Below are 25463 nucleotides of genomic sequence, written 5' to 3' on the forward strand. Positions count from 1 at the left end.
CCGGGCCGGTGGGCGAGGGGGTGGGGGTTGTCGGTGGGGGCGGCTACTCTCGCGGGCATGGCTCTCTCCACGTCTCCCGAAACTCCCCTGCCCGTCGGTGAGGTGTCGCGGCTGATCGGGGGGTGGATCGAGCGGCTCGGCGCGGTGTGGGTCGAGGGGCAGATCACGCAGTTGTCGCGGCGCCCGGGTGCGGGCGTGGTGTTCCTGACGCTGCGCGATCCGTCGTACGACATCTCCGTCAGCGTGACCTGCTACCGCCAGGTGTTCGACACGATCGCCGACGTGGTCGGCGAGGGCGCGCGGGTCGTGGTGCACGCCAAACCGGAGTGGTATGCGCCGCGCGGGCAGCTGTCGCTGCGGGCCGCCGAGATAAGGCCGGTGGGCGTCGGTGAGCTGCTGGCCCGGCTGGAGCAGCTGAAGAAGACACTCGCGGCGGAGGGGCTGTTCGCGGCCGAGCGGAAGAAGCCCCTGCCCTTCCTGCCCCAGCTCGTCGGACTGGTCTGCGGCCGGGCGTCCGCCGCGGAGCGGGACGTGCTGGAGAACGCCCGGCACCGCTGGCCCGCGGTCCGCTTCGAGGTGCGCAACGTCGCCGTGCAGGGCGTGCACGCCGTCCCGCAGGTCGTGCAGGCCGTGAAGGAGCTGGACGCGACCGACGACGTGGACGTGATCATCGTGGCGCGCGGCGGCGGCAGCGTGGAGGACCTGCTGCCGTTCTCCGACGAGCAGCTGGTGCGCGCGGTCGCCTCCTGCCGTACGCCCGTGGTGTCCGCGATCGGGCACGAACCGGACACCCCGCTGCTCGACTACGTCGCCGACCTGCGCGCCTCCACACCGACCGACGCCGCGAAGAGGGTCGTACCGGACGTCGGCGAGGAGTACGAGCGGGTACGGCAGCTGCGCGACCGGGCCCGCAGGTGCGTGCGGTCGCTCGTCGAGCGGGAGGAGCGGGGGCTCGCCCACGCGCTCGCCCGGCCCTGCATGGAGGACCCGCACCGCATGATCGACGAGCGCGAGGACCACATCGCGTCGGTCCTCGACCGCGGCCGGCGCACCCTGCGGCACCTGCTGGACCGCGCGGACTCCGAGCTGACGCACACGCACGCGCGCGTCGTGGCGCTCTCCCCCGCCGCGACCCTCCGGCGCGGGTACGCCGTGCTCCAGAAGGCGGACGGGCACGTGGTCCGCGACCCGGGAGAGGTGACGGCGGACGAGGCCCTCCGGGCCCGGGTCGCCGAGGGCGAGTTCACGGTTCGTGTCGACACATAGGGTGGGCGGATGACTGGTAAGGCGGATGAGGCACTCGGCTACGAGCAGGCACGGGACGAGCTGATCGAGGTCGTCCGGCGCCTGGAGGCGGGCGGCACGAGCCTGGAGGAGTCCCTCGCGCTGTGGGAGCGCGGCGAGGAGCTGGCCAAGGTGTGCCGCCGCTGGCTGGAGGGCGCCCGCGCCCGCCTGGACGCAGCCCTCGCGGAGGAGACGGAAGGGGAGGGGGCGGAGGGCTCGGAGTAGGACGGCGGGGCACGGCCGGGGCCGGGCGGTCGGCGCCAGGGGATCCGCCGGACGGAGCCAAGGCCCGTAATCGGGACCGAGGGCCTCGGCCAGGGCCAAGGCCCGCAGTCGGGGCTACGGGACCCACGGATCGGGACCGAAACCGGCCGGTCGGGGCCGAAGGCCCGCGATGAAGGCGGGGGCCCGCATTCGGGGGCAGGGCCGACGTCCGGGGCCGAGGCCCGCGGTCGCGGCAGGGGCCGGCGGGCACGGTCGGGGGACCCGCCGGTCGGCGTGGGGCCGTGGGCGGGCTCAGGACGTCTTCAGTGCTCGCGCCATCGTCGTCAGCTGGTCGAAGGACGCCGTGCCCGCCACCACGGTCGTGGCCCCCTCGCCGTCCTCCAGCACGAGCGCGTCGTAGCGGCCGCCGGTGTAGCGCGTCCACGTGCGGCCGTCGATCTCCTCGGTGACCTTCGTGGCCCGCCCGCCGAGGCTGGCCGCGTCGATGAAGTCCTTGCGCTTCTGCGCGGACTGCTCGACCGCCACGTACTGACCGTCGGGATCCTGGAAGCCCAGGTGCCAGTGGTCCTTCTCGTGGGCCCGGAAGCGGACCGAGGTGGCCTTCCAGGTGTCGGGCAGTCCCTCGGGCGCGGCCACCGGGTACGACGCCGCCCGGCGTGCGGTGGTCAACTCGATGCTGTAGTCGACCCGCTTGATGTCGGGCGCCTTGCTGTCGTGCGGGACGAAGAGGTAGATGACCGCCGCCGCGATCCCGATCAGGCCCAGGGAGAGAATCATGTCCCGGACCGTCTTCTGCTTGCCGTTCGAACCTGCCACGCCCCCTATCGTCGCAGGTGCCCGGTCCGCTCATCCGTGGGGTCCCCTGCTCATTCTGCCCGTCCGGAGATAGAGTCGGGGCCAACACCCTCATCCGGCCGTCGTCGTATCAGAAAGGTGCGCTCCGATGACCGAGCATCATCATCTTCCCTCCGAGCTCGAGGTGCCCTCCGAGGCGCCCGACCGCAACATCGCCCTGGAACTCGTCCGGGTGACCGAGGCAGCGGCGATGGCCGCGGGCCGCTGGGTCGGGCGCGGTGACAAGAACGGCGCCGACGGCGCCGCCGTGCGCGCCATGCGTTCCCTCGTCTCCACCGTCTCGATGAACGGCGTCGTCGTCATCGGCGAGGGGGAGAAGGACGAGGCCCCGATGCTCTTCAACGGCGAGCACGTCGGTGATGGCACCGGGCCGGAGGTCGACATCGCCGTCGACCCGATCGACGGCACCACCCTGACCGCCAAGGGCATGCCGAACGCGATCGCGGTCCTCGCCGCCGCCGAGCGCGGCGCGATGTTCGACCCGTCCGCCGTGTTCTACATGGACAAGCTGGTCACCGGGCCGGACGCGGCCGACTTCGTCGACATCGACGCGCCGGTGTCCGTGAACATCAAGCGCGTGGCCAAGGCCAAGCGGTCCACTCCGGAGGACGTCACGGTCGTCATCCTGGACCGGCCGCGGCACGAGAGCATGATCAGGGAGATCCGGGAGACGGGCGCCCGCATCAAGCTGATCTCCGACGGCGACGTGGCCGGCTCGATCCTGGCGCTGCGCGACGGCACCGGCATCGACCTGCTGCTCGGCATCGGCGGCACGCCCGAGGGCATCATCTCGGCCTGCGCCGTGAAGTGCCTCGGCGGCACGATCCAGGGCAAGCTGTGGCCGAAGGACGACGAGGAGCGGCAGCGGGCGCTCGACGCCGGGCACGACCTGGACCGCGTGCTGACCACGGACGACCTGGTCTCCGGCGAGAACGTCTTCTTCGTCGCCACCGGCATCACCGACGGCGAGCTGTTGCGCGGAGTGCGCTACCGCGCCGAGACGGCGACGACCGACTCGATCGTGATGCGGTCCAAGTCCGGCACGGTCCGCCGGATCGACTCCGAGCACCGGCTGAGCAAGCTGCGGGCGTACAGCGCGATCGACTTCGACCGGGCGAAGTAGCCGGTCCGCGGACCCATTACGGCGATGGGGCGCTCCCTGTGCGGAGGGGCGCCCCATACGCGTACAGACGTTCGATCCGGCGACCGGTCGCCCGGCTCGAAAGGGTGGCCGGGGCGGAGCCGGTCCGGCGGGCGGGCCCTGTCCCGCCGCCCGGGCGGGCCTTACCCCGCCGCCGCTATGCGTCCCGTGGCGCGGGCCGCCTTCTTCAGCTCCAGGTCACGGCGACGGCGCCGGGCCAGGACGACGCGGCGCTCGGCGGCGGTGAGGCCGCCCCAGACGCCGTACGGCTCGGGTTGCAGCAGCGCGTGCTCGCGGCACTCGACCATGACCGGGCAGCGCGCACAGACCCGCTTGGCCGCCTCCTCGCGGGACAGCCGCGCGGCGGTGGGCTCCTTGGAGGGTGCGAAGAACAGGCCCGCCTCGTCACGCCTGCACACCGCCTCCGTGTGCCAGGGCGCGTCCTGATCCCTGTCTCGCGCCGGCGCCCGCTGGGCCGGAACGGCAGCTACCTGCAGCGACGAATGCGGCGGTTGCAGCACGGTCTTCTCCTGACGACGGCTTCGCGAGCTGGAGGGTCCGAGAGACGATGCAGCAAGGCCTACCCGCTGTGCGCGCGCCTATGCACTGAGTTCCCAACCGCCCGGCCGGTGACCGCCGTCGTCCGAGGACGACCGCCGTTGTCACATGTGCTTGCGCAGATGCTTGTCCACCTTGCGCTGGACGCGGTCGAGAATGTCCGCGACGAGCTTGCCCCGCTTCGGCCGCGCCTCGACGTTGCCCAGCACGGCCCAGCCGTCGACATAGACGACGGGCGCCTCGGACTCGGGCGAATCCAGCGTGACCACCTCGAAGTTGCCGAGGACGCCGCCGCCGGTGCCGCGCAGCGACACGTTCTCCGGGACGCGGACCTGCACGTCGCCGAAGACCGAGACGGCCTTGATCACGACCTGCTGGTACTCGAAGACCGCCTCGCTGAGGTCGATCTCCACGCTGCCGAAGATCGCGTACGCGTGCACCCGGCGTCCGGGGCGCCAGCGGCCGCGGCGGGTGGCCTGGCTGAACACCGCCACCACGTTCTCGTCGGCGACGTGGGGTATCTCGCCGGCCGCAGGCCGGTTCGGCGCGGGGGTGTACGCGGCGGCCGCGCGGCGCTGATGGGCGGCGGGCAGGTCCTGGATGAAGACCTCCAGCTCGCCGACCGTCTTGGCGTTCAGCACCCCCTCGACGCGCTCGGCGTGCTCGTCGGCGTTCAGACGGCCCTCGGCGAGGGCCTCGCGCAGGATGTCGGCGATACGGTCACGGTCGGCGTCCGAGGCGCGCAGTTCGGCGACAGGGGCGGCGGCCGTACGCGGTGCGGTCTGCTTCTGAAGGTCCACGGCAGCAGCGTACCGAAACGCGATAGATCGCGACTAGGGGTGGGGACGACGGGCGCGCCGCGCACCGCGTCAAACCGCACTGAGCCGGACCTCACAGATTCGCCGTCGGTGGCAGGTTCTACGCTGGTCGGTGCCCGCCGGCGTCGGCGGGCAGCCGTCTGCCGAGTGAGGAATGGGCCAGATGCCGCACAATTCCCCCCCTGCCCGCCCTGCGTTCGCGTACACCGATCTGCTCCCCCAGGGTGAGGACACCACCCCGTACCGGCTGGTGACGTCCGAGGGCGTCTCCACCGTAGAGGGGCCCGACGGGCGTACGTTCCTCAAGGTCGAGCCGGAGGCGCTGCGCAAGCTGGCCGAGGAGGCCGTCCACGACATCCAGCACTACCTGCGCCCGGACCACCTCGCCCAGCTGCGCCGCATCATCGACGACCCGGAGGCCTCGGCGAACGACAAGTTCGTCGCCCTGGACCTGCTCAAGAACGCGAACATCGCCGCGGCCGGCGTGCTGCCCATGTGCCAGGACACGGGCACGGCGATCGTCATGGGCAAGCGCGGCCAGAACGTGCTGACGGCGGGCGAGGACGAGAAGGCCCTCTCCCAGGGCATCCACGACGCCTACACCACGCTCAACCTGCGCTACTCGCAGATGGCTCCGCTCACCATGTGGGAGGAGAAGAACACCGGCTCCAACCTGCCCGCGCAGATCGAGCTGTACGCGACGGACGGCGGCGCCTACAAGTTCCTGTTCATGGCCAAGGGCGGCGGCTCGGCCAACAAGTCCTTCCTGTACCAGGAGACGAAGGCCGTCCTGAACGAGGCCTCCATGATGAAGTTCCTGGAGGAGAAGATCCGTTCGCTGGGCACCGCCGCGTGCCCGCCGTACCACCTTGCGATCGTGGTCGGCGGCACGAGCGCCGAGTACGCCCTGAAGACGGCGAAGTACGCCTCCGCGCACTACCTGGACAACCTGCCCACCGAGGGTTCGCCGCTCGGGAACGGCTTCCGGGACGAGGAGCTGGAGGAGAAGGTCTTCGAACTGACGCAGAAGATCGGGATCGGCGCGCAGTTCGGCGGCAAGTACTTCTGCCACGACGTGCGCGTGGTCCGGCTGCCGCGGCACGGCGCGTCCTGCCCGGTGGCCATCGCCGTCTCCTGCTCGGCCGACCGCCAGGCGCTCGCGAAGATCACCCCCGAGGGCGTCTTCCTGGAGCAGCTGGAGAAGGACCCGGCTCGGTTCCTGCCGGAGACCACGGACGAGCACCTGGACGAGTCGTCGGACGTGGTCCGCATCGACCTCAACCAGCCGATGGAGTCGATCCTCGCCGAGCTGACCAAGTACCCGGTCAAGACCCGGCTGTCGCTGACCGGCCCGCTGGTGGTGGCCCGTGACATCGCGCACGCCAAGATCAAGGAGCGGCTCGACGCGGGCGAGGAGATGCCGCAGTACCTCAAGGACCACCCGGTGTACTACGCGGGCCCGGCCAAGACCCCCGAGGGCTACGCGTCCGGCTCCTTCGGCCCGACCACGGCCGGCCGCATGGACTCCTACGTCGAGCAGTTCCAGGCGGCGGGCGGCTCCAGGGTGATGCTGGCCAAGGGCAACCGCAGCAAGCAGGTCACGGACGCGTGCGGCGCCCACGGCGGCTTCTACCTCGGCTCGATCGGCGGTCCGGCCGCCCGCCTGGCCCAGGACTGCATCAAGAAGGTCGAGGTCGTGGAGTACGAGGAGCTCGGCATGGAGGCCGTCTGGAGGATCGAGGTCGAGGACTTCCCGGCGTTCGTCGTCGTCGACGACAAGGGCAACGACTTCTTCCAGAACCCGGCCCCCCAGCCGACCTTCACGTCGATCCCGGTCCGGGGCCCCGGTCTGGCCTGAGCCGGTCCCCGCGATCCTCCCGGAGCCCCCGGCAGCCGCCGGGGGCTGCGCCCCGTCCGGCCCACCGCCGGAACATCCGCACCGCCGCCCGCGCTGTACGCGGTATGAGCGAATACCGCATCGAGCACGACTCCATGGGCGAGGTCCAGGTCCCCGTGCACGCCAAGTGGCGTGCGCAGACGCAGCGGGCGGTGGAGAACTTCCCCGTCTCCGGGCAGCGGCTCGAGCGCGCGCACATCGAGGCGCTGGCGCGGATCAAGGGCGCCGCGGCCAAGGTGAACGCACGGCTCGGGGTGCTGGACGAGGACGTCGCCGGGGCGATCCAGGACGCGGCGGCCGAGGTGGCCGAGGGAAAGTGGGACGAGCACTTCCCGGTCGACGTGTTCCAGACCGGGTCCGGGACCTCGTCCAACATGAACACCAACGAGGTCATCGCCACCCTCGCCGGTGAACGGCTGGGCCGGGACGTGCACCCCAACGACCACGTCAACGCCTCGCAGTCCTCCAACGACGTCTTCCCGTCGTCGATCCACATCGCCGCCACCGCCGCCGTCACCCGCGACCTGATCCCCGCCCTGGACCACCTCGCGAACGCGCTCACCCGCAAGGCCGAGGAGTTCGCCGACGTCGTGAAGTCCGGGCGGACGCACCTGATGGACGCCACACCCGTGACCCTCGGTCAGGAGTTCGCCGGGTACGCGGCCCAGGTGCGGTACGGCGTCGAGCGCCTGAACGCCTCCCTGCCCCGGCTGGCCGAGCTGCCCCTCGGCGGGACCGCCGTCGGCACCGGCATCAACACCCCGCCCGGCTTCTCCGCCGCCGTGATCGAGGAGGTCGCCCGCGCCACCGGGCTGCCGCTCACCGAGGCCCGCGACCACTTCGAGGCGCAGGGGGCCAGGGACGGCATCGTCGAGACCAGCGGCCAGCTGCGGACCATCGCCGTGGGGCTGACGAAGATCGCCAACGATCTGCGGTGGATGGCCTCCGGGCCCAGGACCGGGCTCGCCGAGATCTCCCTGCCCGACCTCCAGCCCGGCTCCTCGATCATGCCCGGCAAGGTCAACCCGGTCGTCCCCGAGGCGGTGCTCATGGTCTGCGCCCAGGTCGTCGGCAACGACGCCACCGTCGCCACCGCCGGCGCCGCCGGCAACTTCGAGCTCAACGTCATGCTCCCGGTCATCGCCAAGAACGTGCTGGAGTCGGTCCGGCTGCTCGCCAACGTCTCCCGGCTGCTCGCCGACCGGACCGTGGACGGGATCGTCGCCCACCGCGAACGGGCCCGCGAGTACGCCGAGTCCTCGCCGTCCGTGGTCACCCCGCTCAACAGGTACCTGGGGTACGAGGAGGCGGCGAAGGTCGCCAAGAAGGCGCTGGCCGAGCAGAAGACGATCCGTCAGGTCGTCGTGGAGGGCGGCTACGTCGAGCGCGGTCTGCTCACGACGGAGCAACTCGACCGGGCGCTGGACGTCCTGCGGATGACACGTCCGTAACCTGGTGCCGCCGGGGCGTGAACCCTGACGTCCCGCACGGCGGCGGATGCCCCGGGCACCTAATATTCGTCCATGGCACACGACGGAGCGAGCGCACGCGCGACGACGGGCGGTGCGGCGGCGCCCTGGACCCCCGGCAGCCGGATCCTGTGGCGGTACCGGGAGAACGGCGGCGCGCGCTTCCACATTGTGCGGCCCGTGACCGTCGTCCAGGACGACCCGGGGCTGCTCGCCGTGTGGATGGCACCCGGCACCGAGTGCGTCAGACCCGTGCTCGCCGACGGCACACCCGTGCACCTGGAACCGCTCGCGTCGCGTTACACCAAGCCGCGCACCGTGCAGCGCGACCGCTGGTTCGGCACGGGCGTGCTGAAGCTGGCCCGGCCCGGCGAGCCCTGGTCGGTGTGGCTGTTCTGGGAGCCCGGCTGGCGGTTCAAGAACTGGTACGTCAACCTGGAGGAACCGCTGGCCCGCTGGGCGGGCGGGGTCGACTCCGAAGATCACTTCCTGGACATCTCCGTTCATCCGGACCGCAGTTGGCACTGGCGGGACGAGGACGAGTTCGCGCAGGCGCAGCGGGACGGGCTGGTGGACGCCGAGCTCGCCGAGCGGGTCCTGGCCGCGGGCCGGGATGCGGTGGAGACGATCCGCGCCTGGCGGCCGCCGTTCTGCGAGTCATGGCAGCAGTGGCGCCCGGACCCGGCCTGGGAGGTACCGTCACTGCCGGACGACTGGGACCGCTCCCCCACGCGCGTGGCCTCATGAGACCCTTGATGCGCCCCCGGGCGGGAAACGTAGGATCGTCCTCCGCAACAGGCGTAGGACCGGTACCAACTCCCGGAGCACAAACCGGGTCTGATCGAACGTCACCGAGGGGCGGCAGGACGTGAGCGAGGGGTACGAGGGCAACACCCGTGCGGACCGCGGTCGGTTCGCCGGCGGCACAGCAACAGCCTCTGACCACGCCGGAAATCCGTTCCTGGGGCAAGTATTCCGGGTATCGGGTCTTCGGCGGGACGAACTGCGCGCCCGGCGCGCAGCCCCGGACGGATGGATTCGACACGCGTGACGGAGCAGCCGACCTCCTTCGAACGCCCCCAGCCGGGCGCCGACCCCGCGGACGCCGGTGGGGCGCTTCTGCGTACCCCCACCGCCCCGGGGGCCGCGGCGTTACCTCTTCAGTCCGGCCCGGCCGACGACGTGCCGCGTCCGGTCGGCGCGGCCGGGTCCGAGCATTCCCAGTCGGCGTCCGCCGAGCCCGACGCACACCGTCCGCGCCCCGCGCCGGAGGGCATCCCCGCCCAGCCGGACGCAGCGGCCAGGGTCACCGGGGGCAGGACCGGCGAGGACGGGACCCCCGACGGCACCGACTCCGGGCAGGCGAACGCCGAGGCGCCCCCCGCGGCGGGCGGGCCCGGCGGCCGGGAGCGGCGGGCCGGGCGCGGTGTGCCTCCCGACGGCCAGGAGCGCCGTACCGGGCAGGGACTGCCGCCCGGGCGGACGCTGCCCATGCGTCGGGACGGGGACCGGCTGCGGTTCGTGGGGGCGGCCACCCGGCGCATCGCCCGTGGCATGGACCTCGACGAGATCGTCCTGGGGCTGTGCCGGGCCACCGTGCCGACCTTCTCCGACGCCATCCTCGTGTATCTGCGCGAGCCGCTGCCGGTGGGCGACGAGCGGCCCGCCGGCCCGCTCGTCCTGCGGCTGCGGCGCACCGACCGGATACCGGCGGAGCGCGACACCGAGCTGGGGTTCATGCCGGCGCCGGTGCCGGAGCAGCCGGCCGAGCTGTCGGCGGTGACCAACGAGCTGTGCGAGGTACGGCCCGGCTCCGCGCTGGGCGAGGTGCTGCGCGGCGTACGTCCGGTGTTCACGGACACCGCGTCGGCCCATGCCGCGCTGACGGAACTCCTCGGCGAGGACTCCGAGTTGGTCGTGCCCGACGGGCAGCGCACCATTCTCGCCCCGCTGCGCGGCCGGCGCCGGGTCATCGGTGCCGCGCTGTTCCTGCGTCGCCCGGAGCGCCACGCGTTCCAGCCCGACGACCTGCTCGTCGCCGCGCAGCTCGCCACGCACAGCGCCCTCGGCATCGACAAAGCGGTGCTGTACGGCCGTGAGGCGTACATCGCCGACGAGTTGCAGCGCACCATGCTGCCGGAGACGCTGCCCCGCCCCACCGGCGTACGGCTGGCCTCCCGCTATCTGCCCGCCGCGGAGACCGCGCGGGTCGGCGGGGACTGGTACGACGCGATCCCACTGCCCGGCAGCCGGGTCGCCCTCGTCGTCGGCGACGTCATGGGCCACTCCATGACCTCGGCCGCGATCATGGGCCAGCTGCGCACCACCGCGCAGACCCTGGCCGGGCTCGACCTGCCGCCGCAGGAGGTGCTGCACCACCTCGACGAGCAGGCGCAGCGCCTGGGCTCCGACCGCATGGCGACCTGCCTGTACGCGGTCTACGACCCGGTCGCGCACCGCATCACCATCGCCAACGCCGGCCACCCGCCGCCGGTCCTGCTGCACCTGGGCGGCCGCTCGGAGGTGCTGCGGGTGCCGCCGGGCGCGCCGATCGGCGTCGGCGGTGTCGACTTCGAGGCGGTCGAGCTGGACGCCCCGGCGGGCGCGACCCTGCTGCTCTACACCGACGGCCTGGTCGAGTCACGGCTGCGGGACGTGTGGACGGGCATAGAGCAGCTGCGCGAGAAGCTCTCGGCGACCGCGCAGCTCACCGGCCCCGACCATCCGCCGCCGCTGGAGGCGCTGTGCGACGAGGTGCTCGACATGCTCGGCCCGGGTGACCGGGATGACGACATCGCGCTCCTCGCCGCCCGTTTCGACGGCATCGCGCCGAGCGACGTGGCGTACTGGACCCTGGACCCGGAGGACTCCGCCCCCGGCCAGGCCCGCCGCCTGGCCCGACGGGCGCTGGCCCGCTGGGGCCTGGAGGAACTCACCGACTCCGTGGAGCTGCTGATCAGCGAGGTCGTCACCAACGCCGTGCGCTACGCCTCCCGCCCGGTCACCCTGCGCCTGCTGCGCACCGATGTGCTGCGCTGCGAGGTCGGCGACGACGTCCCGCAGTTGCCGCGTCTGCGGCAGGCCCGCGCCACGGACGAGGGCGGACGCGGACTGTACCTGGTCAACCGGATGGCCAGACGCTGGGGCGCGACCCGGCTGAGCACCGGCAAGGTGGTCTGGTTCGAGCTGAACCAGGGCTGAGCCGGAACCAGCGGACACGCGAAGGGGCGCCCGGTCCGACCGGGCGCCCCTTCGCGCTGCTCACCGCGCGTCGCTCACTGCTGATCGTTGGGCAGGAGCGGGTTGTCGCTGAGGCCGTCCGTCGGCTCTCTGCTCGACGACGTGTCGCTCGGCGACTGCGACGGCGTCTGGCTCGGTGTCTGCGACGGCGTCTGGCTGGGCGTCTCGCTGGGCGACTCGGACACCGACGGCGCGGTGGTGGTGGGCGTCTCGGACGGAGTCTCGCTCGGCGACTCGGTGACCGTCGGGGACGTGGACGGCTCCACGGCGGCACCCTGCTTGGCTTCCAGGTCGAACTTGCGGACCTCGCCCATCGCGTGGAAGGTGTAGTCGGCCCAGATCTGCGCGGGGTAGCCACCGCCGTTGATACGGCCGCTGCCCGGGATGAGGCCGGTGGCACCGCTCAGCGTGGTGTGCGCGTGGGTCTTCGGGTTCTCGCCGAACAGGCCGACGGAGGTGACCAGGCCCGGCGTGTAGCCGGTGAACCAGGCGGACTTGTTCTCGTCGGACGTGCCCGTCTTGCCCGCCACCTGCTGGCCGTTGCGCTGCGGATTGTCCCGCACCGACCTTTTGGCCGTACCGTCGTCGACCACGCCGGTCAGCACGGAGGTGACCGTGTCGGCGGCCTCGCGGCTGATGACCTGCTCGCCTATCGGGTCGGCCATCTTGACCGAACGGCTCTTCTGCTCGGCCGACTTCACGATGGTCGGGGTGACCTTCTTGCCGTGGTTGTCGAGGGTGGCGTACATCCCCGCCATCTCCAGCGGGCTGGCGCCCATGGAGCCCAGCGTCTGGGCCGGTACGGCCTGCATGCCCTTGGTGTTCATGCCGAGCTTGCCGGCGACCTCCATCACCCTGTCCATGCCCACGTCGACGCCCATCTGCGCGAAGACGGAGTTGACGGACTGGTTCATGGCCCTCTGGACCGTGATGTCGCCGTAGTTCTGGTCGTCCTCGTTGGGCGGTCCGAAGCCGACCTTGGTGCCGTGGTCCAGGACCTGACGGCCGCTGGTGCCGTCGTAGACGGTGTTCGCCGCGATCGGCCGGCCGTCCTGGGTCCTGGAGTCCTCCTCCAGCGCCGCGGCCAGGATGACCGGCTTGAAGGTGGAGGCCGGCTGGTAGTCCCTCCGGGTCGCGTTGCTGAGGTAGTGCTTCAAGTAGTCCACGCCGCCGTACAGGGCGACGATGTGCCCGGACTCCGGGTCGACGGAGACGGCACCGGCCTGGACGTGCCCGTCCACCGTCCGCTTCTTCGCGTCCAGCTTGCCGGTGAGCTGCGACGTGACCGCCTCTTCCAGCGCGGACTGCTTCTTCTTGTCGATGTTCAGGGTGATGGTCCAGCCCTGGCCTTCGACCGCCTGCTCCGCCTGGCCCTGGGTCAGGTCCTGATCCTTCATCAGCTGCTCTTCGAGCTGCTGGTTGGCGAGGGCGATCAGGTAGCCCTTCTGGCCCTCCCGTCCGGGAGCGGGCCGGGGTTCCTTGGGGACGGGGAACTTCATGGCCTGCCGCTTGCCGGCGTCCAGCCAGCGCTGCTTGACCATGTTGTCCAGCACGTAGTTCCAGCGCTGCTGCGCGAGCCGCTTGCCGGTGTCGCTCGCGACGGCCCAGTCGTATTGGCTCGGAGCCTGCATCAGGGCCGCCAGGTACGCGCCCTGCTCGACGCTGAGGTCCTTGGCGTCGACGCGGTAGTAGGCCTGCGCGGCGGCCTGGATGCCGTAGGCGCCCCGGCCGTAGTAGCTGGTGTTGATGTAGCCGGCGAGGATGTCGTCCTTCGACATCCTCTGGTCCACCTTCAGCGAGATGACCAGTTCCTTCAGCTTGCGCGTGACGGTCTGGTCCTGGTTGAGGTAGAAGTTCTTGACGTACTGCTGGGTGATCGTCGAGCCGCCCTGCGCGCCCTTGCCGCTCACCGTGTTGAGCAGACCGCGGGCGGTGCCCTTCAGGTCGACGCCGTTGTCGGTGTAGAAGCTCTTGTTCTCGGCCGCGACGAAGCAGTGCTGGACGGCCTTGGGCACCTTCGACAGGTCCACCATCTCGCGGTTGACCTCGCCGGTACGCGCCAGGATCGTGCCGTCGCTGTACTTGTAGATGTTGCTCTGGCGCTGCGCGTCGGCGTTGCCCTCGGGTATGTCCACGACCAGGTACAGCACGATGAAGGCGCCCATGCCCAGCAGGCAGACGCCGAAGAAGGTGCCGAGCATCTTCTTCCAGGTGAACAGGCGGCCCATGCCGCTCTTCCCCTTCGGCTTCGCCGCCCGGCGGGCCGCGGCCCTGCCGCCGCCCGCGGGTCCTATGCCGGCCGCCGGTGTCCCGGACGAGCCCTGGGGCGCCGCGCGGCGGCCCCCGTGCTGCCGCGCTCGTCTCTCTTCCGCTCGTCCCATGGGTCCGTACGCTCCGCTTCCGTCTCGCCTGTCACTCAGGTGCGTGGTCCGGGTCAGCTCAGAAAGCTAACACCGCCGTCTGTGACAAAGGCGCCCTGATACGTCCCATTACGGACGTGACAATCAGCACCCGCCCCAGTGGAACCGACGTTCCAGGGGCACCAAGGGTTGCCATCCGACGCTAAAGTGATATCACTTAGATAGACAGAAACCGTGGTCCGAGATGCCACGGGCCCACGACGACCAGGGGGACCCGCCATGCCCGCACAGCCACCGCGCGACGCCACGCACGACCTCGCACAGGACCCCGCACCCGTCACCGAGCCGACCGAGCTGCCCGCGATGCCGGAGCCGCGCGTGCGGGAGTTCCCGGCGCACAGCATCGCGGGCGGACTCGCCCTGCTCCTCGGCCTCCTCGGACTGCTGGTCGCCGCGGCCCTGTTCGCGGGCGGGGTGAACGCCTCGGCCACCGGCGCGAAGGCCGCGCTGATCGTCGTCGCCCTCGTGGTCGGCACCGGCGCGCTGCTCGGGATGTACGGACTGAACACGGTCGCGCCGGGCGAGGCCCGGGTGGTCCAGCTCTTCGGCCGCTACCGGGGCACGATCCGCGAGGACGGGCTGCGCTGGGTGAACCCCTTCACCTCCCGGACGAAGATCTCCACCCGCGTTCGCAACCACGAGACCGCCGTGCTCAAGGTCAACGACGCCTACGGCAACCCCATCGAACTCGCCGCGGTCGTGGTGTGGAAGGTGCGGGACACCGCGCAGGCCACCTTCGAGGTGGACGACTTCCTGGAGTTCGTCTCCACCCAGACCGAGGCGGCCGTACGGCACATCGCGATCGAGTACCCCTACGACGCCCACGACGAGAACGGGCTGTCGCTGCGCGGCAACGCCGAGGAGATCACCGAGAAGCTCGCCGCCGAACTGCACGCGCGTGTGGAGGCGGCCGGGGTGCAGATCGTCGAGTCCCGCTTCACGCATCTGGCCTACGCCCCCGAAATCGCCTCGGCGATGCTCCAGCGGCAACAGGCCGGCGCGGTCGTCGCGGCCCGCCGGGAGATCGTGGACGGCGCGGTCGGCATGGTCGAGGCGGCGCTCGCCCGGATCTCCGAGCAGGGGATCGTGGAACTGGACGAGGAACGGAAGGCGGCGATGGTCTCGAACCTGATGGTGGTGCTGTGCGGGGACCGGGCACCGCAGCCCGTGCTGAACACCGGGACGCTCTACCAGTGACCGCCACCGAGGAAGGGTCCTCCCCCGGCCGCCGGCCGCGGCAGCGCAAGCAGGTGCTGCTGCGGCTGGACCCGTCGGTGTACGACGCGCTCGCCCGCTGGGCCTCGGACGAGCTCCGCTCGGCCAACGCGCAGATCGAGTTCCTCCTGCGCCGCGCCCTCGCGGAGACGGGCCGCCTGCCGGGCGAGGCCGGCCCCCTCCCGCGCCGGGGCCGCCCTCCGCGCGCCCCGCGACCGCCCGAGGGACCTCAGACCCCGTAGCAGAACCGTGACAATCGCCCCCCACCTGCGCAGTCGCCCCTTCCGCCACCACGTCGACACGCGGCGTATACATGCCGCGTATACACACTGTGTAGAGTCGTCGGCATGTCCATCGGTCACACCCTCCTGGGGCTCCTTGAGTCCGGCCCGCGTCACGGTTACGACCTGAAGCGGGCCTTCGACGAAAAGTTCGGTCACGACCGGCCGCTGCACTACGGCCAGGTCTACTCGACGATGTCCCGACTGCTGAAGAACGGGCTCGTCGAGGTCGACGGAATCGAGGCGGGTGACGGCCCCGAGCGCAAGCGGTACGCGATCACCCAGGCCGGCGTCACCGACGTGGAGCGGTGGCTCGCCACGCCGGAGAAGCCGGAACTGTACCTTCAGTCGACGCTCTACACCAAGGTCGTCCTGGCGCTGCTCACCCATCGCGACGCCGCCGACGTCCTCGACACCCAGCGCGCCGAGCACCTGCGCAGCATGCGGATCCTGACCGAACGCAAGCGCAAGGGGGATCTCGCCGACCAGCTCATCTGCGACCACGCCCTGTTCCACCTCGAGGCCGATCTGCGCTGGCTGGAGCTGACCGCGGCCCGCCTCGACAAGCTCCGTGAGGCGGTGGCCCGGTGACTCCTCCCCCCGGCTCCCTGCTGACCGCCGAGAACCTGCGCAAGGCCTACGGTCCGACCACCGCCCTGGACGGCGCCGGATTCTCCATCCACGCCGGCGAGGTCGTCGCCGTGATGGGGCCCTCCGGCTCCGGCAAGTCCACCCTGCTGCACTGCCTCGCCGGGATCGTCACCCCCGACTCGGGGTCGATCACCTACGACGGCCGTGAGCTGTCGACCATGACCGACGCCCAGCGCAGTGCGCTCAGGCGCTCGGAGTTCGGCTTCGTCTTCCAGTTCGGCCAGCTGGTGCCCGAGCTGACCTGCGTGGAGAACGTGGCCCTGCCGCTCCGGCTGAACGGCACCTCCCGCAAGGAGGCCGAGCGGGCGGCGCTGGAGTGGATGCGCCGGCTGGAGGTCGACGACCTGCGCAAGAAGCGCCCCGGCGAGGTCTCCGGCGGCCAGGGCCAGCGCGTCGCGGTGGCCCGGGCGCTGGTCACCGACCCGCGCGTGCTGTTCGCCGACGAGCCGACCGGCGCACTGGACTCGCTCAACGGCGAGCGCGTGATGGAACTGCTCACGGAGGCCGCCCGGTCGTCCAACGCGGCGGTCGTCCTCGTCACCCACGAGGCACGGGTCGCCGCGTACTCCGACCGCGAGATCGTCGTGCGGGACGGCAAGTCCCGGGACATGGAGCGCGTCGTATGAGCGTGCGTCAGTGGGCCCGCGACCTGAGCATGGGGGCAAGGTTCGCGTTCACGGGGGGACGCGAGGGATGGCTCCGGGTCGTGCTCACGGCGGTCGGCGTCGGGCTCGGCGTGGCACTGCTGCTGCTCACGACCGCGATACCGAGCGCGCTGTCGGTACGGCACGAGCGGAGCGAGGCCCGCGAGGACTACACCTACATCCAGAACCCCCCGCCGAGGGCCGACGACACCCTGGTGATCGCGGACATCGACACGACGTACCACGACAAGGAGGTACGCGGACGGCTGGTGGAGCCCGAGGGGCCGCGGGCGCCGCTTCCCCCGGGGGTGGCCGCGTACCCGAAGCCGGGCGAGATGGTGGTCTCGCCCGCGCTCAGGGAACTGCTCGACTCCGGCTCCGGAAGGCTGCTGCGGGAGCGGCTGCCGTACCGCGTGGTCGGCACGATCGCCGAGAGCGGACTCATCGGCTCCCGCGAACTGGCCTACTACGCGGGCGTGGAGAATCTGGCGCCGCGCATCAACGGCTGGCAGGTGGCCCGGATCACCGAGTTCGGCAGCCCGCAGCGCACGGAGCGCTCGGACCCGGTGCTGCTGCTGCTCGTGATGGTCGTCTTCGTGGCACTGCTGATGCCGGTCGCCGTGTTCATCGCCGCGGCGGTACGGTTCGGGGGCGAGCAGCGCGACCGCAGGCTCGCCGCGCTCCGGCTGGTCGGCTCCGACAGCCGGATGACCCGTCGCATCGCGGCCGGCGAGGCGATGGCGGGCGCGTTGCTCGGGCTGGTCTTCGGTACGGTCTTCTTCCTGATCGGCCGTCAGGCCGCCGGGTCCGTCGAGGTCGTCGGCATCAGCGTCTTCCCCAGCTACCTCAATCCCTCCCCCTGGCTGGCCGCGCTGGTCGCGGTCGCGGTGCCTGCCGCGGCGGTGCTGGTCACCCTGCTGGCGCTGCGCGGAGTGGTCATCGAGCCGCTGGGCGTGGTGCGCACGGCGAAGCCCGCGCGGCGCCGGCTGTGGTGGCGGCTGCTGCTTCCCGTCGTGGGCCTGGGGATGCTCTACCCGATGCTCGGCCAGGGCCGCGGCAACGGCGACTTCAACCAGTACCTGGTGATCGGCGGCGTGACCCTGCTGCTGATCGGGGTGACCGCGCTGCTGCCGTGGACCGTGGAGACGGTCGTCGGCCGGCTCGGCGGCGGTGGAGTGGCCTGGCAACTGGCCGTACGGCGGCTCCAGTTGAGCAGCGGTACGGCGGCACGGCTGGTCAGCGGCATCGCGGTCGCGGTGGCCGGGGCGATCGCGCTCCAGATGCTCTTCGCCGGAATCCAGGGCGACTACACCAAGGACTCCGGAAAGAACCTCTACCGGGCCCAGATGGAGGTGAGCGCGCCGCGGGGCATCTCGCTCACCGGGGCCGCCGAGAAGTTCTCGGCCACGAAGGGCGTACGGAAGGCCACGGTGCTGTCCCAGGCATCGGTCGGTGACAAGTCCTGGAAGAGCGAGGAGGAGGAGGAATCTCGTGTCTCGGCCACGGTGACGATCGGCGACTGCGCCTCCCTGCGCGAAGTGGCGCGCATGTCCTCCTGCCACGACGGGGACGTCTTCGCCCTCAGCGGCAGCCAGTTCGATGCCGACACGGTGAAGCTGGTCAAGCCCGGCCGCGAGCTGTACTTCGACCTGTCCTCGGGCATGGAGCAGGACGATGTTCCGTGGACCGTCCCGGCCACCGTGAAGCCCGCCCGGTCGATCGAGGACCCCATGGGAGAAAGGCGCAGCGGCCTGCTGATGACACCGGCCGCGGCGCCCCCGGGGACGGACACGACGGTCTGGGGACAGATCTACCTGTCGATCGACCAGTCGGTCCCGAACGTGCACGAGTACGTGCGCAACACGGCGGCGGCGGTCGACCCGATGACGGGCGCACACGTGTGGGTCGCCGCCGAGGAGTCGAAGAAGTTCGCCTCCATCCGCACCGGCCTGTTCGTCGGCGCGACCTGTGTGCTGCTGCTGATCGGGGCGAGCCTGCTGGTGTCGCAGCTGGAGCAGTTGCGGGAGCGGAAGAAGCTGCTGTCGGCGCTGGTCGCGTTCGGCACCCGGCGGCGCACGCTGAGCCTGTCGGTGCTGTGGCAGACGGCGATCCCGGTCATGCTCGGCCTGCTGCTGGCCGCGGCGGTCGGGATGACGCTGGGAGCGGTGCTGCTGAAGATGACGAACACCACGGTGGCCGTGCACTGGCCGAGTGTGCTGGCGATGACCGGCATCGGCGCGGGAGTCGTCCTCACGGTCACCCTGCTCAGCCTTCCGCCGCTGCTGCGCCTGATGCGCCCGGACGGCCTGCGCACGGAGTGACCCCCGGGACTGAGCCCCCGCACCCGGGGCTCAGTCGCACCCGGAAACTCGGTCCCGGCCGGCGCCGTCCAGCACCCGCACCGGCAGGGGCCGCAGGTCCGTACGCAGGGCGGCGGCCAGTTCCCGGTACTCGGCGGCGCGGGCCGCGCCGGTGCGCATGGCCAGGGCGATACGGCGGGAGGGGGCGGGGTCGGCGAAGTAGCCGGTGAGGAGCTGGTTGTTGCGGGAGGTCTCGACCCTGAGGGCGGTACGGGGCAGCAGGGTGCAGCCGAGGCCGCCGGCGACGAGCTGGACGAGGGTGGACAGCCCCGCGGCGGTCGTCGTCACCGGGGCGTTCTCGCGCCCGGCCTCGCGGCAGATGTCGAGCGCCTGGTCGCGCAGGCAGTGGCCCTCGTCGAGCAGCAGCAGATTGAGTTCCTTCAGTGCCTCGCGCGGGATGCCCTCCCGGCCGCCGAGCCGGTGGTCGAGCGGGGTCACCAGGACGAAGTCCTCGTCGAACAGGGGGAGTTCGACGACGCCGGGCACGCCGAGGGGGACGGCGAGGAGCAGCAGGTCGAGCCGCCCGCCGGCGAGCCCGTCGAGCAGGTTGGCGGTCTGCTCCTCGTGGACCTGGAGGTCGAGGTCGGGGTAGCGGTCGTGGACGAGCCGCAGCACGGTGGGCAGCAGATAGGGCGCGACGGTGGGGATGACCCCGAGCCGCAGTACGCCGGTGAAGGGCGCCCGGACGGCCTCGGCCTCCTCCAGCAGGGCGCCGACCTCCCCGAGCACGGCCTTGGCCCGGACGGCGAGCCGCTCGCCGGCGGGCGAGAGCAGCACCTTGCGCGTCGTACGCTCCAGCAGCGTGACACCGAGTGCCTCCTCCAGCGAGGAGACGGCACCGGAGAGGGCCGGCTGGCTCATGCCGATCGCCGCGGCGGCGTCCCGGAAGTGCAGATGCTCCGCGACCGCGGCGAAGGCGCGCAACTGGGACAGGCTAGGCTGCCTGCGCTTTCCGAGATTACCGACGGTCACTGATAACCACCTCCGATCAACCCGACCGAGTGTAGCTATTTCTGTAATCAATGCACCGTGTGCCACCATCGGCATCGTCCAACCCATGGGAAACACCAGCGCGACCGGTGTTTCCTCGCTGCAAGGAGAGCACGTGCTCACTGTCGGTGACAAGTTCCCCGCGTTCGAACTGACCGCCTGCGTCTCGCTGGAGAAGGGCAAGGAGTTCGAGACGATCGACCACAAGACCTACGAGGGCAAGTGGAAGGTCGTCTTCGCCTGGCCCAAGGACTTCACCTTCGTGTGCCCGACCGAGATCGCCGCCTTCGGCAAGCTGAACGACGAGTTCGCCGACCGCGACGCCCAGGTCCTCGGCTTCTCCGGCGACTCGGAGTTCGTCCACCACGCCTGGCGCAAGGACCACGACGACCTGCGTGACCTGCCGTTCCCGATGATGGCGGACTCCAAGCACGAGCTGATGCGCGACCTCGGCATCGAGGGCGAGGACGGCTTCGCCAAGCGCGCGGTCTTCATCGTGGACCAGAACAACGAGATCCAGTTCTCCATGGTGACGGCGGGCTCGGTCGGCCGTAACCCCAAGGAGGTCCTGCGGGTCCTGGACGCCCTCCAGACGGACGAGCTGTGCCCCTGCAACTGGACCAAGGGCGACGAGACCCTCGACCCGGTCGCCCTGCTGGCGGGTGAGTGACCCCATGTCCCTGGACTCCCTGAAGTCCGCCGTCCCGGACTACGCCAAGGACCTCAAGCTCAACCTGGGCTCGGTCATCGGCAACAGCGACCTCCCCGCGCAGCAGCTGTGGGGCACGGTGCTGGCCACGGCGATCGCCTCGCGCTCGCCGATCGTCCTGCGTGAGCTGGAGCCGGAGGCGAAGGCGAACCTGTCGCCGGAGGCGTACACCGCGGCGAAGGCCGCGGCGGCCGTCATGGCGATGAACAACGTCTTCTACCGCACCCGCCACCTCCTGTCCGACCAGGAGTACGGCACCCTGCGGGCCGGCCTGCGGATGAACGTCATCGGCAACCCCGGCGTCGACAAGATCGACTTCGAGCTGTGGTCCTTCGCCGTCTCCGCAATCAACGGCTGCGGCATGTGCCTCGACTCCCACGAGCAGGTCCTGCGCAAGGCCGGCGTGGACCGCGAGGTCATCCAGGAAGCGTTCAAGATCGCCGCGGTGGTCCAGGCCGTCGCGACGACCCTCGACGCGGAAGCGGCCCTCGCGGAGTAACGCGCACCGCACGGCCGAACCCCGTCCACCCTCGAAGGTGGACGGGGTTCGTCGTTTCAGCTCGGTTCGGGACCCCCCGAGCCGGACGGCACGGTGGCCGGCTCCGCCGGAGCCGCCTCGGGCACGCGTGTCTGACGCCGCTCCTGCTCGCGTGCATAGGCCCGCAGATATCCCACCACCGTGTTCGTCACCGCCACCAGCGGCACCGCCACCACCGCGCCGCCGATCCCCGCGATCAGCCCGCCCGCGGCGACCGACAGGACCACCGCCAGCGGGTGCACCCGCACGGCACGGCCGAGGATGAACGGTTGCAGCACGTGCCCCTCGAGCTGCTGCACCGCCAGCACCACCACCAGGACCATCACCGCGGTGAAGACTCCCTGGGTGACCAGGGCCACGACCACCGCCAGCGCGCCCGACACCACCGCGCCCACCAGCGGGATGAAGGCGAACAGGAAGATGAAGACGGCCAGCGGCACCGCCATCGGCACATTGAGGAAGTAGATCCCCAGCCCGATGAAGATCGCGTCGATCAGCGCCACGATCACCGTGCCGCGCACATACGCGGTCAGCGTGCGCCAGGCCCGCGGACCGGCACCGGCCACGCCCGGACGCGCCGCAGCCGGCACCAGCTTCAGCGTCCACTCCCAGATGCGCCGGCCGTCGTAGAGCAGGAACAGCGTGGAGAAGACCGTCAGCAGAATCCCGGTCAGCGCCTCCACGATCACCGTCACGCCCTGCAGGCCGGCCGAGGTGATCTGGTCGGTGTTGGCGCCGACCGCGTCCCGCAGGTTCTTCGCTATCTGGTTGATCTGCTTGTCGGTCACATGGAAGGGGCTGTTCAGCAGCCACTTGCGCAGCTGGTCGATGCCGTCCTGGATCTGGGTGGAGAGCGTGTCGATGTTCTCCATGACCTGCCAGGTCACGAACCACCCGATCAGCCCCATGATGACGAAGCCGAGGATCGCGGTGAGCGCGGTGGCCGGCCCGCGCGGCAGCCCGTACCGCCTCAGCCACGCCACCGTCGGCTGGAGCAGCGCCGTGATGAGCAGCGCGGTGACGAACGCGAGCACCACCAGCTGGATGGCGCTGATGGCGCGCATCAGCACCCACACGGTGCCCGCGAGCACCAGCACCCGCCAGCCCGCCTCCGCCGCCACCCGTACGCCCCACGGCACGGCCTGGGCGGGATCGGGCCGGGCGGGGCCGGCGATCGGGTCCGGCAAGGGCTCGGGGTCCACGTCCGGCTCCGGCCCGGCGGGGTCGGTGTGGTCCTTCTCCACCTCGGCACGACGCTCGTCCAACCGCTCACCCATTTCGGTGAGTCCGGCGCCGAGCCGGCCGAGCCACCCTGGCACTCGCGACATGATCCGTCCTCTTCCCCCGTCTCTCCCCACCACTCCCCCCTGGAGTCGTCCGGACCGACCGTACAGGGCAACAGCCCCTCCCCCTAAGACGGGGAGGGGCTGTGCGGAGGTTGAGTTCGGCGGTGGTCCGGCTCAGTACCAGTGGTTGGCCTGCCAGAAGTTCCACGCGTCGCAGGGGCTGCCGTAGCGGCTGTCCATGTAGTTCAGGCCCCACTTGATCTGGGTGGCCGGGTTGGTCTGCCAGTCGGCGCCCACGGAGGACATCTTGGAGCCGGGCAGCGCCTGGAACAGGCCGTACGCGCCGGACGAGGGGTTGACCGCCCGGTAGTTCCAGCTGGACTCGTGGTTCACGATGTTGCTGAAGCACTGGAACTGACCCGCGGGCACCATCGAACGCGCCATCGCCTGGATCTGCGAGATGGTGTACGAGCTCTGCACCGGGAAGCTGGAGGCGTCGCGGCTCGCGGAACGGCTGGCCGCCGCCTCGAGCTCGGCGCGCTCCTTGGCTTCCTTGGCGGCCTTCTCGGCCCTCTCGGCCTCCGCCTTCTTGGCGATCGCCGTCTGGGCGGCGGCCTTGCGGGCGGCCTGCTCGGCCTCCTTCTTGGCGCTCGCGTCCGCGGCGATGGCCTGTGCGTCGGCCTGCTGCGCCAGGGAGGCGGTCTGCACCTGGGCCTGCTGGCCTACGGGGATGTCCGCGAGAAGCGTCGCGTCGGCTGCCATCGCCTCGGCGTCGTTGTTCTGCGCGGTGCTGCCCGAGGCAACACCGACGACGCTTCCGACAGCGGTGACCGCGGTGGCGGAGGCCACTGCGAATCCCCGGACCGAGATCCGGCTCACACGGTTTCCTTCCAGCATCGCCCGCTTCGGTGACCCTGGCGGACGCAATCGTGCCCCTGGCACTGGCCTCCCCACTGCGCGGTCACGGGAGGCGCGGGCCCGGTGGGCAACTCCCCCGAGGGGAGCGCCGCGTGGTGCTCGGGCGGCATACGACGACGCTATGGAGTTGAAGCGTGCTGCTCAGGTGTCGCTCTGCACCTCCCCCAGGGCTCAACGCCTGGGAGGTGCCCCTCAGGGGGTACAGAAGTGTCGTATGCGGGGCCTGACAGGAATGAGACTCTGCCGTAATCCAACGCCGCAAGGCAATTCTGAGTTGCGTGTGAAAGCTCACACACCATTCGGCCCAAGGGTTTTCCCCAAATGCCCGCACACGCGGACGCCGCCCGGCTAGGCTCAGGCCTTTGCCGGACGGCGCCAACTCCCGTATCACCCTTGAGGGTGGGCGGATGGGATCAGATGTGCCCGTCCTCCAGCATTTCGGTCACAAGGGCCGCGATCTGGGACCTCTCGGACCGGGTCAGTGTCACGTGCGCGAAGAGCGGATGGCCCTTCAGTTTCTCCACGACGGCGACGACACCGTCGTAGCGACCGACCCGCAGATTGTCCCGCTGCGCCACGTCATGGGTCAGAACCACCCGCGAGTTGGCCCCGATCCGGGACAGAACGGTCAGCAGGACGTTCCGCTCCAGAGACTGGGCCTCGTCCACGATCACGAACGCGTCGTGCAGCGACCGGCCGCGGATGTGGGTGAGCGGCAGGACCTCCAGCATCCCGCGCGCGGTGACCTCCTCGATGACCTCCCGGGACGTGACCGCCGACAGCGTGTCGAAGACCGCCTGCGCCCACGGGTTCATCTTCTCCGCCTCGGTGCCCGGCAGATAGCCGAGCTCCTGGCCGCCGACGGCGTACAGCGGACGGAAGACCATCACCTTCTGGTGCTGACGGCGCTCCAGGACCGCCTCCAGACCCGCGCACAGCGCCAGCGCCGACTTGCCGGTGCCGGCCCGGCCGCCCATCGACACGATCCCGACGTCCGGGTCGAGCAGCAGGTCCAGCGCGATCCGCTGCTCCGCGCTGCGCCCCTTGATGCCGAACGCCTCCCGGTCGCCGCGCACCAGCCGGACGCCGCCCTCGGGTGTGACGCGGCCCAGGGCCTTGCCCCGCTCGGACTGGATCGTCAGACCGGTGTGCACGGGCAGACCGACCGCCTCCGGAACGTGGAGGTGACCCTCCTCGAAGAGGATGTCCACCTGTTCACCCGGCAGGGTGAGTTCGGACATCCCGGTCCAGCCGGAGGAGTCGGTGATGGCGAGTTCCGCGCGGTACTCCTCGGCCAGCAGGCCGACGGAGGACGCCTTGATGCGCAGCGGCAGGTCCTTCGAGACGACGGTGACGTCGTACCCTTCCGCCTGCAGGTTGCGGGCGACCGCGAGGATGCGGGAGTCGTTGTCCCCCAGGCGGTAGCCGGTGGGCAGCACGCTGGGGTCCGAGTGGTTGAGCTCGACCCGGATCGTTCCGCCGAGGTCCCCGATCGGGATGGGGGCGTCGAGGCGACCGTGCCGGACCCGGTAGTCGTCCAGCAGGCGCAGGGCCTGCCGGGCGAAGTAGCCGAGTTCGGGATGGTGCCGCTTGGCCTCCAGTTCCGTGACCACGACGATCGGGAGCACGACCTCGTGCTCGTCGAAGCGGGTCAGGGCGTTCGGGTCCGCCAGCAGGACGCTGGTGTCGAGAACGTAGGTGCGCCGGTCTGGCTTGTGGCGCTTTGTGCTGGTCACCACGGAAGGACGTACCCCCTCGGATGAGGTCGGGGAGCGACGAGACGGAGGCCGGGCCGGGCGGGCGGGAGTAAGCCGGCCGGTCGACGGCCCCCGCACACGGCGGGCCGAAAACCGGCCATCCACGTCTTCGTCCGTGCTGTGACCGCACGGTCGGGCTCGTACAAAGGGCCTCCCGGGCGGACGGCCCCGAGCCGTCCGCTGAGATCCGACGCCCGTGGTTCGGGT

General features: G+C 71.0%; 22 protein-coding genes. 14 read left to right on the plus strand and 8 right to left on the minus strand.

The window, feature by feature from the left end; genetic code table 11:
- The first annotated feature begins 57 nt into the window (after positions 1–57).
- Positions 58–1266 carry an exodeoxyribonuclease VII large subunit gene (xseA, locus tag TNCT6_RS10410; RefSeq protein WP_141358838.1) on the plus strand — a complete coding sequence of 403 codons (1209 nt, stop codon included), beginning with the start codon at positions 58–60 and terminating at the stop codon, positions 1264–1266.
- A 9-nt stretch (positions 1267–1275) separates the two neighbouring features.
- Positions 1276–1509, plus strand: a complete 234-nt coding sequence (locus tag TNCT6_RS10415; protein WP_141358840.1) for an exodeoxyribonuclease VII small subunit — start codon at positions 1276–1278, stop codon at positions 1507–1509.
- A 291-nt stretch (positions 1510–1800) separates the two neighbouring features.
- On the opposite strand, the gene TNCT6_RS10420 is transcribed toward TNCT6_RS10415, so the two are convergent.
- On the minus strand, positions 1801–2325 hold the full coding sequence (locus TNCT6_RS10420) for a DUF4245 domain-containing protein (protein WP_141358842.1): 525 nt from the start codon (positions 2323–2325) through the stop codon (positions 1801–1803).
- 127 nt (positions 2326–2452) lie between these two features.
- Between TNCT6_RS10420 and glpX the strand changes: the two genes are divergently transcribed.
- Positions 2453–3487, plus strand: a complete 1035-nt coding sequence (gene glpX / locus TNCT6_RS10425; protein WP_141358844.1) for a class II fructose-bisphosphatase — start codon at positions 2453–2455, stop codon at positions 3485–3487.
- A gap of 161 nt (positions 3488–3648) precedes the next feature.
- On the opposite strand, the gene TNCT6_RS10430 is transcribed toward glpX, so the two are convergent.
- Both TNCT6_RS10430 and TNCT6_RS10435 read right to left on the minus strand, forming a co-directional pair.
- The gene (locus TNCT6_RS10430; RefSeq protein WP_141358846.1) at positions 3649–4026 is read right to left on the minus strand and encodes a WhiB family transcriptional regulator; all 378 of its coding nucleotides are present in this window, start codon (positions 4024–4026) and stop codon (positions 3649–3651) included.
- Positions 4027–4167: 141 nt separating this feature from the next.
- On the minus strand, positions 4168–4863 hold the full coding sequence (locus TNCT6_RS10435; RefSeq protein WP_141358848.1) for a DUF1707 domain-containing protein: 696 nt from the start codon (positions 4861–4863) through the stop codon (positions 4168–4170).
- Between the two features lie 181 nt (positions 4864–5044).
- Between TNCT6_RS10435 and TNCT6_RS10440 the strand changes: the two genes are divergently transcribed.
- The 4 genes from TNCT6_RS10440 to TNCT6_RS10455 all read left to right on the plus strand — a co-directional run bounded on the left by TNCT6_RS10440 (position 5045) and on the right by TNCT6_RS10455 (position 11448).
- Positions 5045–6739: a fumarate hydratase gene (locus TNCT6_RS10440; RefSeq protein ID WP_141358850.1), complete on the plus strand. Its 1695-nt coding sequence runs from the start codon at positions 5045–5047 to the stop codon at positions 6737–6739.
- A gap of 104 nt (positions 6740–6843) precedes the next feature.
- Positions 6844–8229, plus strand: coding sequence for an aspartate ammonia-lyase (locus tag TNCT6_RS10445; RefSeq protein ID WP_141358852.1), 1386 nt, complete (start codon positions 6844–6846; stop codon positions 8227–8229).
- A gap of 72 nt (positions 8230–8301) precedes the next feature.
- Positions 8302–8994: a DUF402 domain-containing protein gene (locus TNCT6_RS10450; protein ID WP_141358854.1), complete on the plus strand. Its 693-nt coding sequence runs from the start codon at positions 8302–8304 to the stop codon at positions 8992–8994.
- Between the two features lie 285 nt (positions 8995–9279).
- The gene (locus tag TNCT6_RS10455) at positions 9280–11448 is read left to right on the plus strand and encodes a SpoIIE family protein phosphatase (protein WP_172632860.1); all 2169 of its coding nucleotides are present in this window, start codon (positions 9280–9282) and stop codon (positions 11446–11448) included.
- Between the two features lie 74 nt (positions 11449–11522).
- Here the strand turns inward: TNCT6_RS10455 and TNCT6_RS10460 are convergent, their stop codons facing one another.
- Entirely contained in the window at positions 11523–13868 is a 2346-nt protein-coding gene (locus TNCT6_RS10460; RefSeq protein WP_141358858.1) for a transglycosylase domain-containing protein, read from the minus strand.
- A gap of 342 nt (positions 13869–14210) precedes the next feature.
- Between TNCT6_RS10460 and TNCT6_RS10465 the strand changes: the two genes are divergently transcribed.
- The 5 genes from TNCT6_RS10465 to TNCT6_RS10485 all read left to right on the plus strand — a co-directional run bounded on the left by TNCT6_RS10465 (position 14211) and on the right by TNCT6_RS10485 (position 19019).
- On the plus strand, positions 14211–15104 hold the full coding sequence (locus TNCT6_RS10465; RefSeq protein ID WP_253266399.1) for an SPFH domain-containing protein: 894 nt from the start codon (positions 14211–14213) through the stop codon (positions 15102–15104).
- On the plus strand, positions 15101–15364 hold the full coding sequence (locus TNCT6_RS10470; RefSeq protein WP_172632861.1) for a hypothetical protein: 264 nt from the start codon (positions 15101–15103) through the stop codon (positions 15362–15364). The genes TNCT6_RS10465 and TNCT6_RS10470 overlap by 4 nt, the downstream gene beginning before the upstream one ends.
- 105 nt (positions 15365–15469) lie before the next feature.
- Positions 15470–15994, plus strand: coding sequence for a PadR family transcriptional regulator (locus TNCT6_RS10475; RefSeq protein WP_141358864.1), 525 nt, complete (start codon positions 15470–15472; stop codon positions 15992–15994).
- Positions 15991–16680 (plus strand): ABC transporter ATP-binding protein, encoded by a 690-nt coding sequence (locus tag TNCT6_RS10480; protein WP_141358866.1) that lies wholly within the window; start codon positions 15991–15993, stop codon positions 16678–16680. The genes TNCT6_RS10475 and TNCT6_RS10480 overlap by 4 nt, the downstream gene beginning before the upstream one ends.
- Entirely contained in the window at positions 16677–19019 is a 2343-nt protein-coding gene (locus TNCT6_RS10485) for an ABC transporter permease (protein ID WP_141358868.1), read from the plus strand. Before TNCT6_RS10480 ends, TNCT6_RS10485 begins: the two co-directional genes overlap by 4 nt.
- A gap of 30 nt (positions 19020–19049) precedes the next feature.
- Here TNCT6_RS10485 and TNCT6_RS10490 read toward each other — a convergent pair whose 3' ends face one another.
- Complete coding sequence (locus tag TNCT6_RS10490) at positions 19050–20030, minus strand: hydrogen peroxide-inducible genes activator (RefSeq protein ID WP_141358870.1); 981 nt, start codon at positions 20028–20030, stop codon at positions 19050–19052.
- Positions 20031–20163: 133 nt separating this feature from the next.
- Between TNCT6_RS10490 and TNCT6_RS10495 the strand changes: the two genes are divergently transcribed.
- Positions 20164–20718: a peroxiredoxin gene (locus TNCT6_RS10495; RefSeq protein WP_141366301.1), complete on the plus strand. Its 555-nt coding sequence runs from the start codon at positions 20164–20166 to the stop codon at positions 20716–20718.
- A gap of 4 nt (positions 20719–20722) precedes the next feature.
- Positions 20723–21256, plus strand: coding sequence for an alkyl hydroperoxide reductase (locus TNCT6_RS10500; RefSeq protein WP_141358872.1), 534 nt, complete (start codon positions 20723–20725; stop codon positions 21254–21256).
- A gap of 56 nt (positions 21257–21312) precedes the next feature.
- Here TNCT6_RS10500 and TNCT6_RS10505 read toward each other — a convergent pair whose 3' ends face one another.
- The 3 genes from TNCT6_RS10505 to TNCT6_RS10515 all read right to left on the minus strand — a co-directional run bounded on the left by TNCT6_RS10505 (position 21313) and on the right by TNCT6_RS10515 (position 25238).
- Positions 21313–22623 carry an AI-2E family transporter gene (locus TNCT6_RS10505; RefSeq protein ID WP_253266068.1) on the minus strand — a complete coding sequence of 437 codons (1311 nt, stop codon included), beginning with the start codon at positions 22621–22623 and terminating at the stop codon, positions 21313–21315.
- Between the two features lie 132 nt (positions 22624–22755).
- Entirely contained in the window at positions 22756–23478 is a 723-nt protein-coding gene (locus TNCT6_RS10510) for a transglycosylase SLT domain-containing protein (protein WP_141358874.1), read from the minus strand.
- 434 nt (positions 23479–23912) lie between these two features.
- Positions 23913–25238, minus strand: coding sequence for a PhoH family protein (locus TNCT6_RS10515; RefSeq protein WP_141358876.1), 1326 nt, complete (start codon positions 25236–25238; stop codon positions 23913–23915).
- Between the last annotated feature and the right edge of the window lie 225 nt (positions 25239–25463).

Origin of the sequence: Streptomyces sp. 6-11-2, assembly GCF_006540305.1 — a bacterium.
Classification (GTDB): domain Bacteria; phylum Actinomycetota; class Actinomycetes; order Streptomycetales; family Streptomycetaceae; genus Streptomyces.

Excerpts from the sequence above, each read along its gene's own strand:
- xseA (WP_141358838.1), top strand. The coding sequence starts at position 58 with ATGGCTCTCTCCACGTCTCCCGAAACTCCCCTGCCCGTCGGTGAGGTG.
- TNCT6_RS10415 (WP_141358840.1), top strand. The coding sequence starts at position 1,276 with ATGACTGGTAAGGCGGATGAGGCACTCGGCTACGAGCAGGCACGGGAC.
- glpX (WP_141358844.1), top strand. The coding sequence starts at position 2,453 with ATGACCGAGCATCATCATCTTCCCTCCGAGCTCGAGGTGCCCTCCGAG.
- TNCT6_RS10440 (WP_141358850.1), top strand. The coding sequence starts at position 5,045 with ATGCCGCACAATTCCCCCCCTGCCCGCCCTGCGTTCGCGTACACCGAT.
- TNCT6_RS10445 (WP_141358852.1), top strand. The coding sequence starts at position 6,844 with ATGAGCGAATACCGCATCGAGCACGACTCCATGGGCGAGGTCCAGGTC.
- TNCT6_RS10450 (WP_141358854.1), top strand. The coding sequence starts at position 8,302 with ATGGCACACGACGGAGCGAGCGCACGCGCGACGACGGGCGGTGCGGCG.
- TNCT6_RS10455 (WP_172632860.1), top strand. The coding sequence starts at position 9,280 with ATGGATTCGACACGCGTGACGGAGCAGCCGACCTCCTTCGAACGCCCC.
- TNCT6_RS10460 (WP_141358858.1), bottom strand. The coding sequence starts at position 13,868 with ATGGGACGAGCGGAAGAGAGACGAGCGCGGCAGCACGGGGGCCGCCGC.
- TNCT6_RS10465 (WP_253266399.1), top strand. The coding sequence starts at position 14,211 with ATGCCGGAGCCGCGCGTGCGGGAGTTCCCGGCGCACAGCATCGCGGGC.
- TNCT6_RS10475 (WP_141358864.1), top strand. The coding sequence starts at position 15,470 with ATGTCCATCGGTCACACCCTCCTGGGGCTCCTTGAGTCCGGCCCGCGT.
- TNCT6_RS10485 (WP_141358868.1), top strand. The coding sequence starts at position 16,677 with ATGAGCGTGCGTCAGTGGGCCCGCGACCTGAGCATGGGGGCAAGGTTC.
- TNCT6_RS10500 (WP_141358872.1), top strand. The coding sequence starts at position 20,723 with ATGTCCCTGGACTCCCTGAAGTCCGCCGTCCCGGACTACGCCAAGGAC.
- TNCT6_RS10505 (WP_253266068.1), bottom strand. The coding sequence starts at position 22,623 with ATGTCGCGAGTGCCAGGGTGGCTCGGCCGGCTCGGCGCCGGACTCACC.
- TNCT6_RS10510 (WP_141358874.1), bottom strand. The coding sequence starts at position 23,478 with ATGCTGGAAGGAAACCGTGTGAGCCGGATCTCGGTCCGGGGATTCGCA.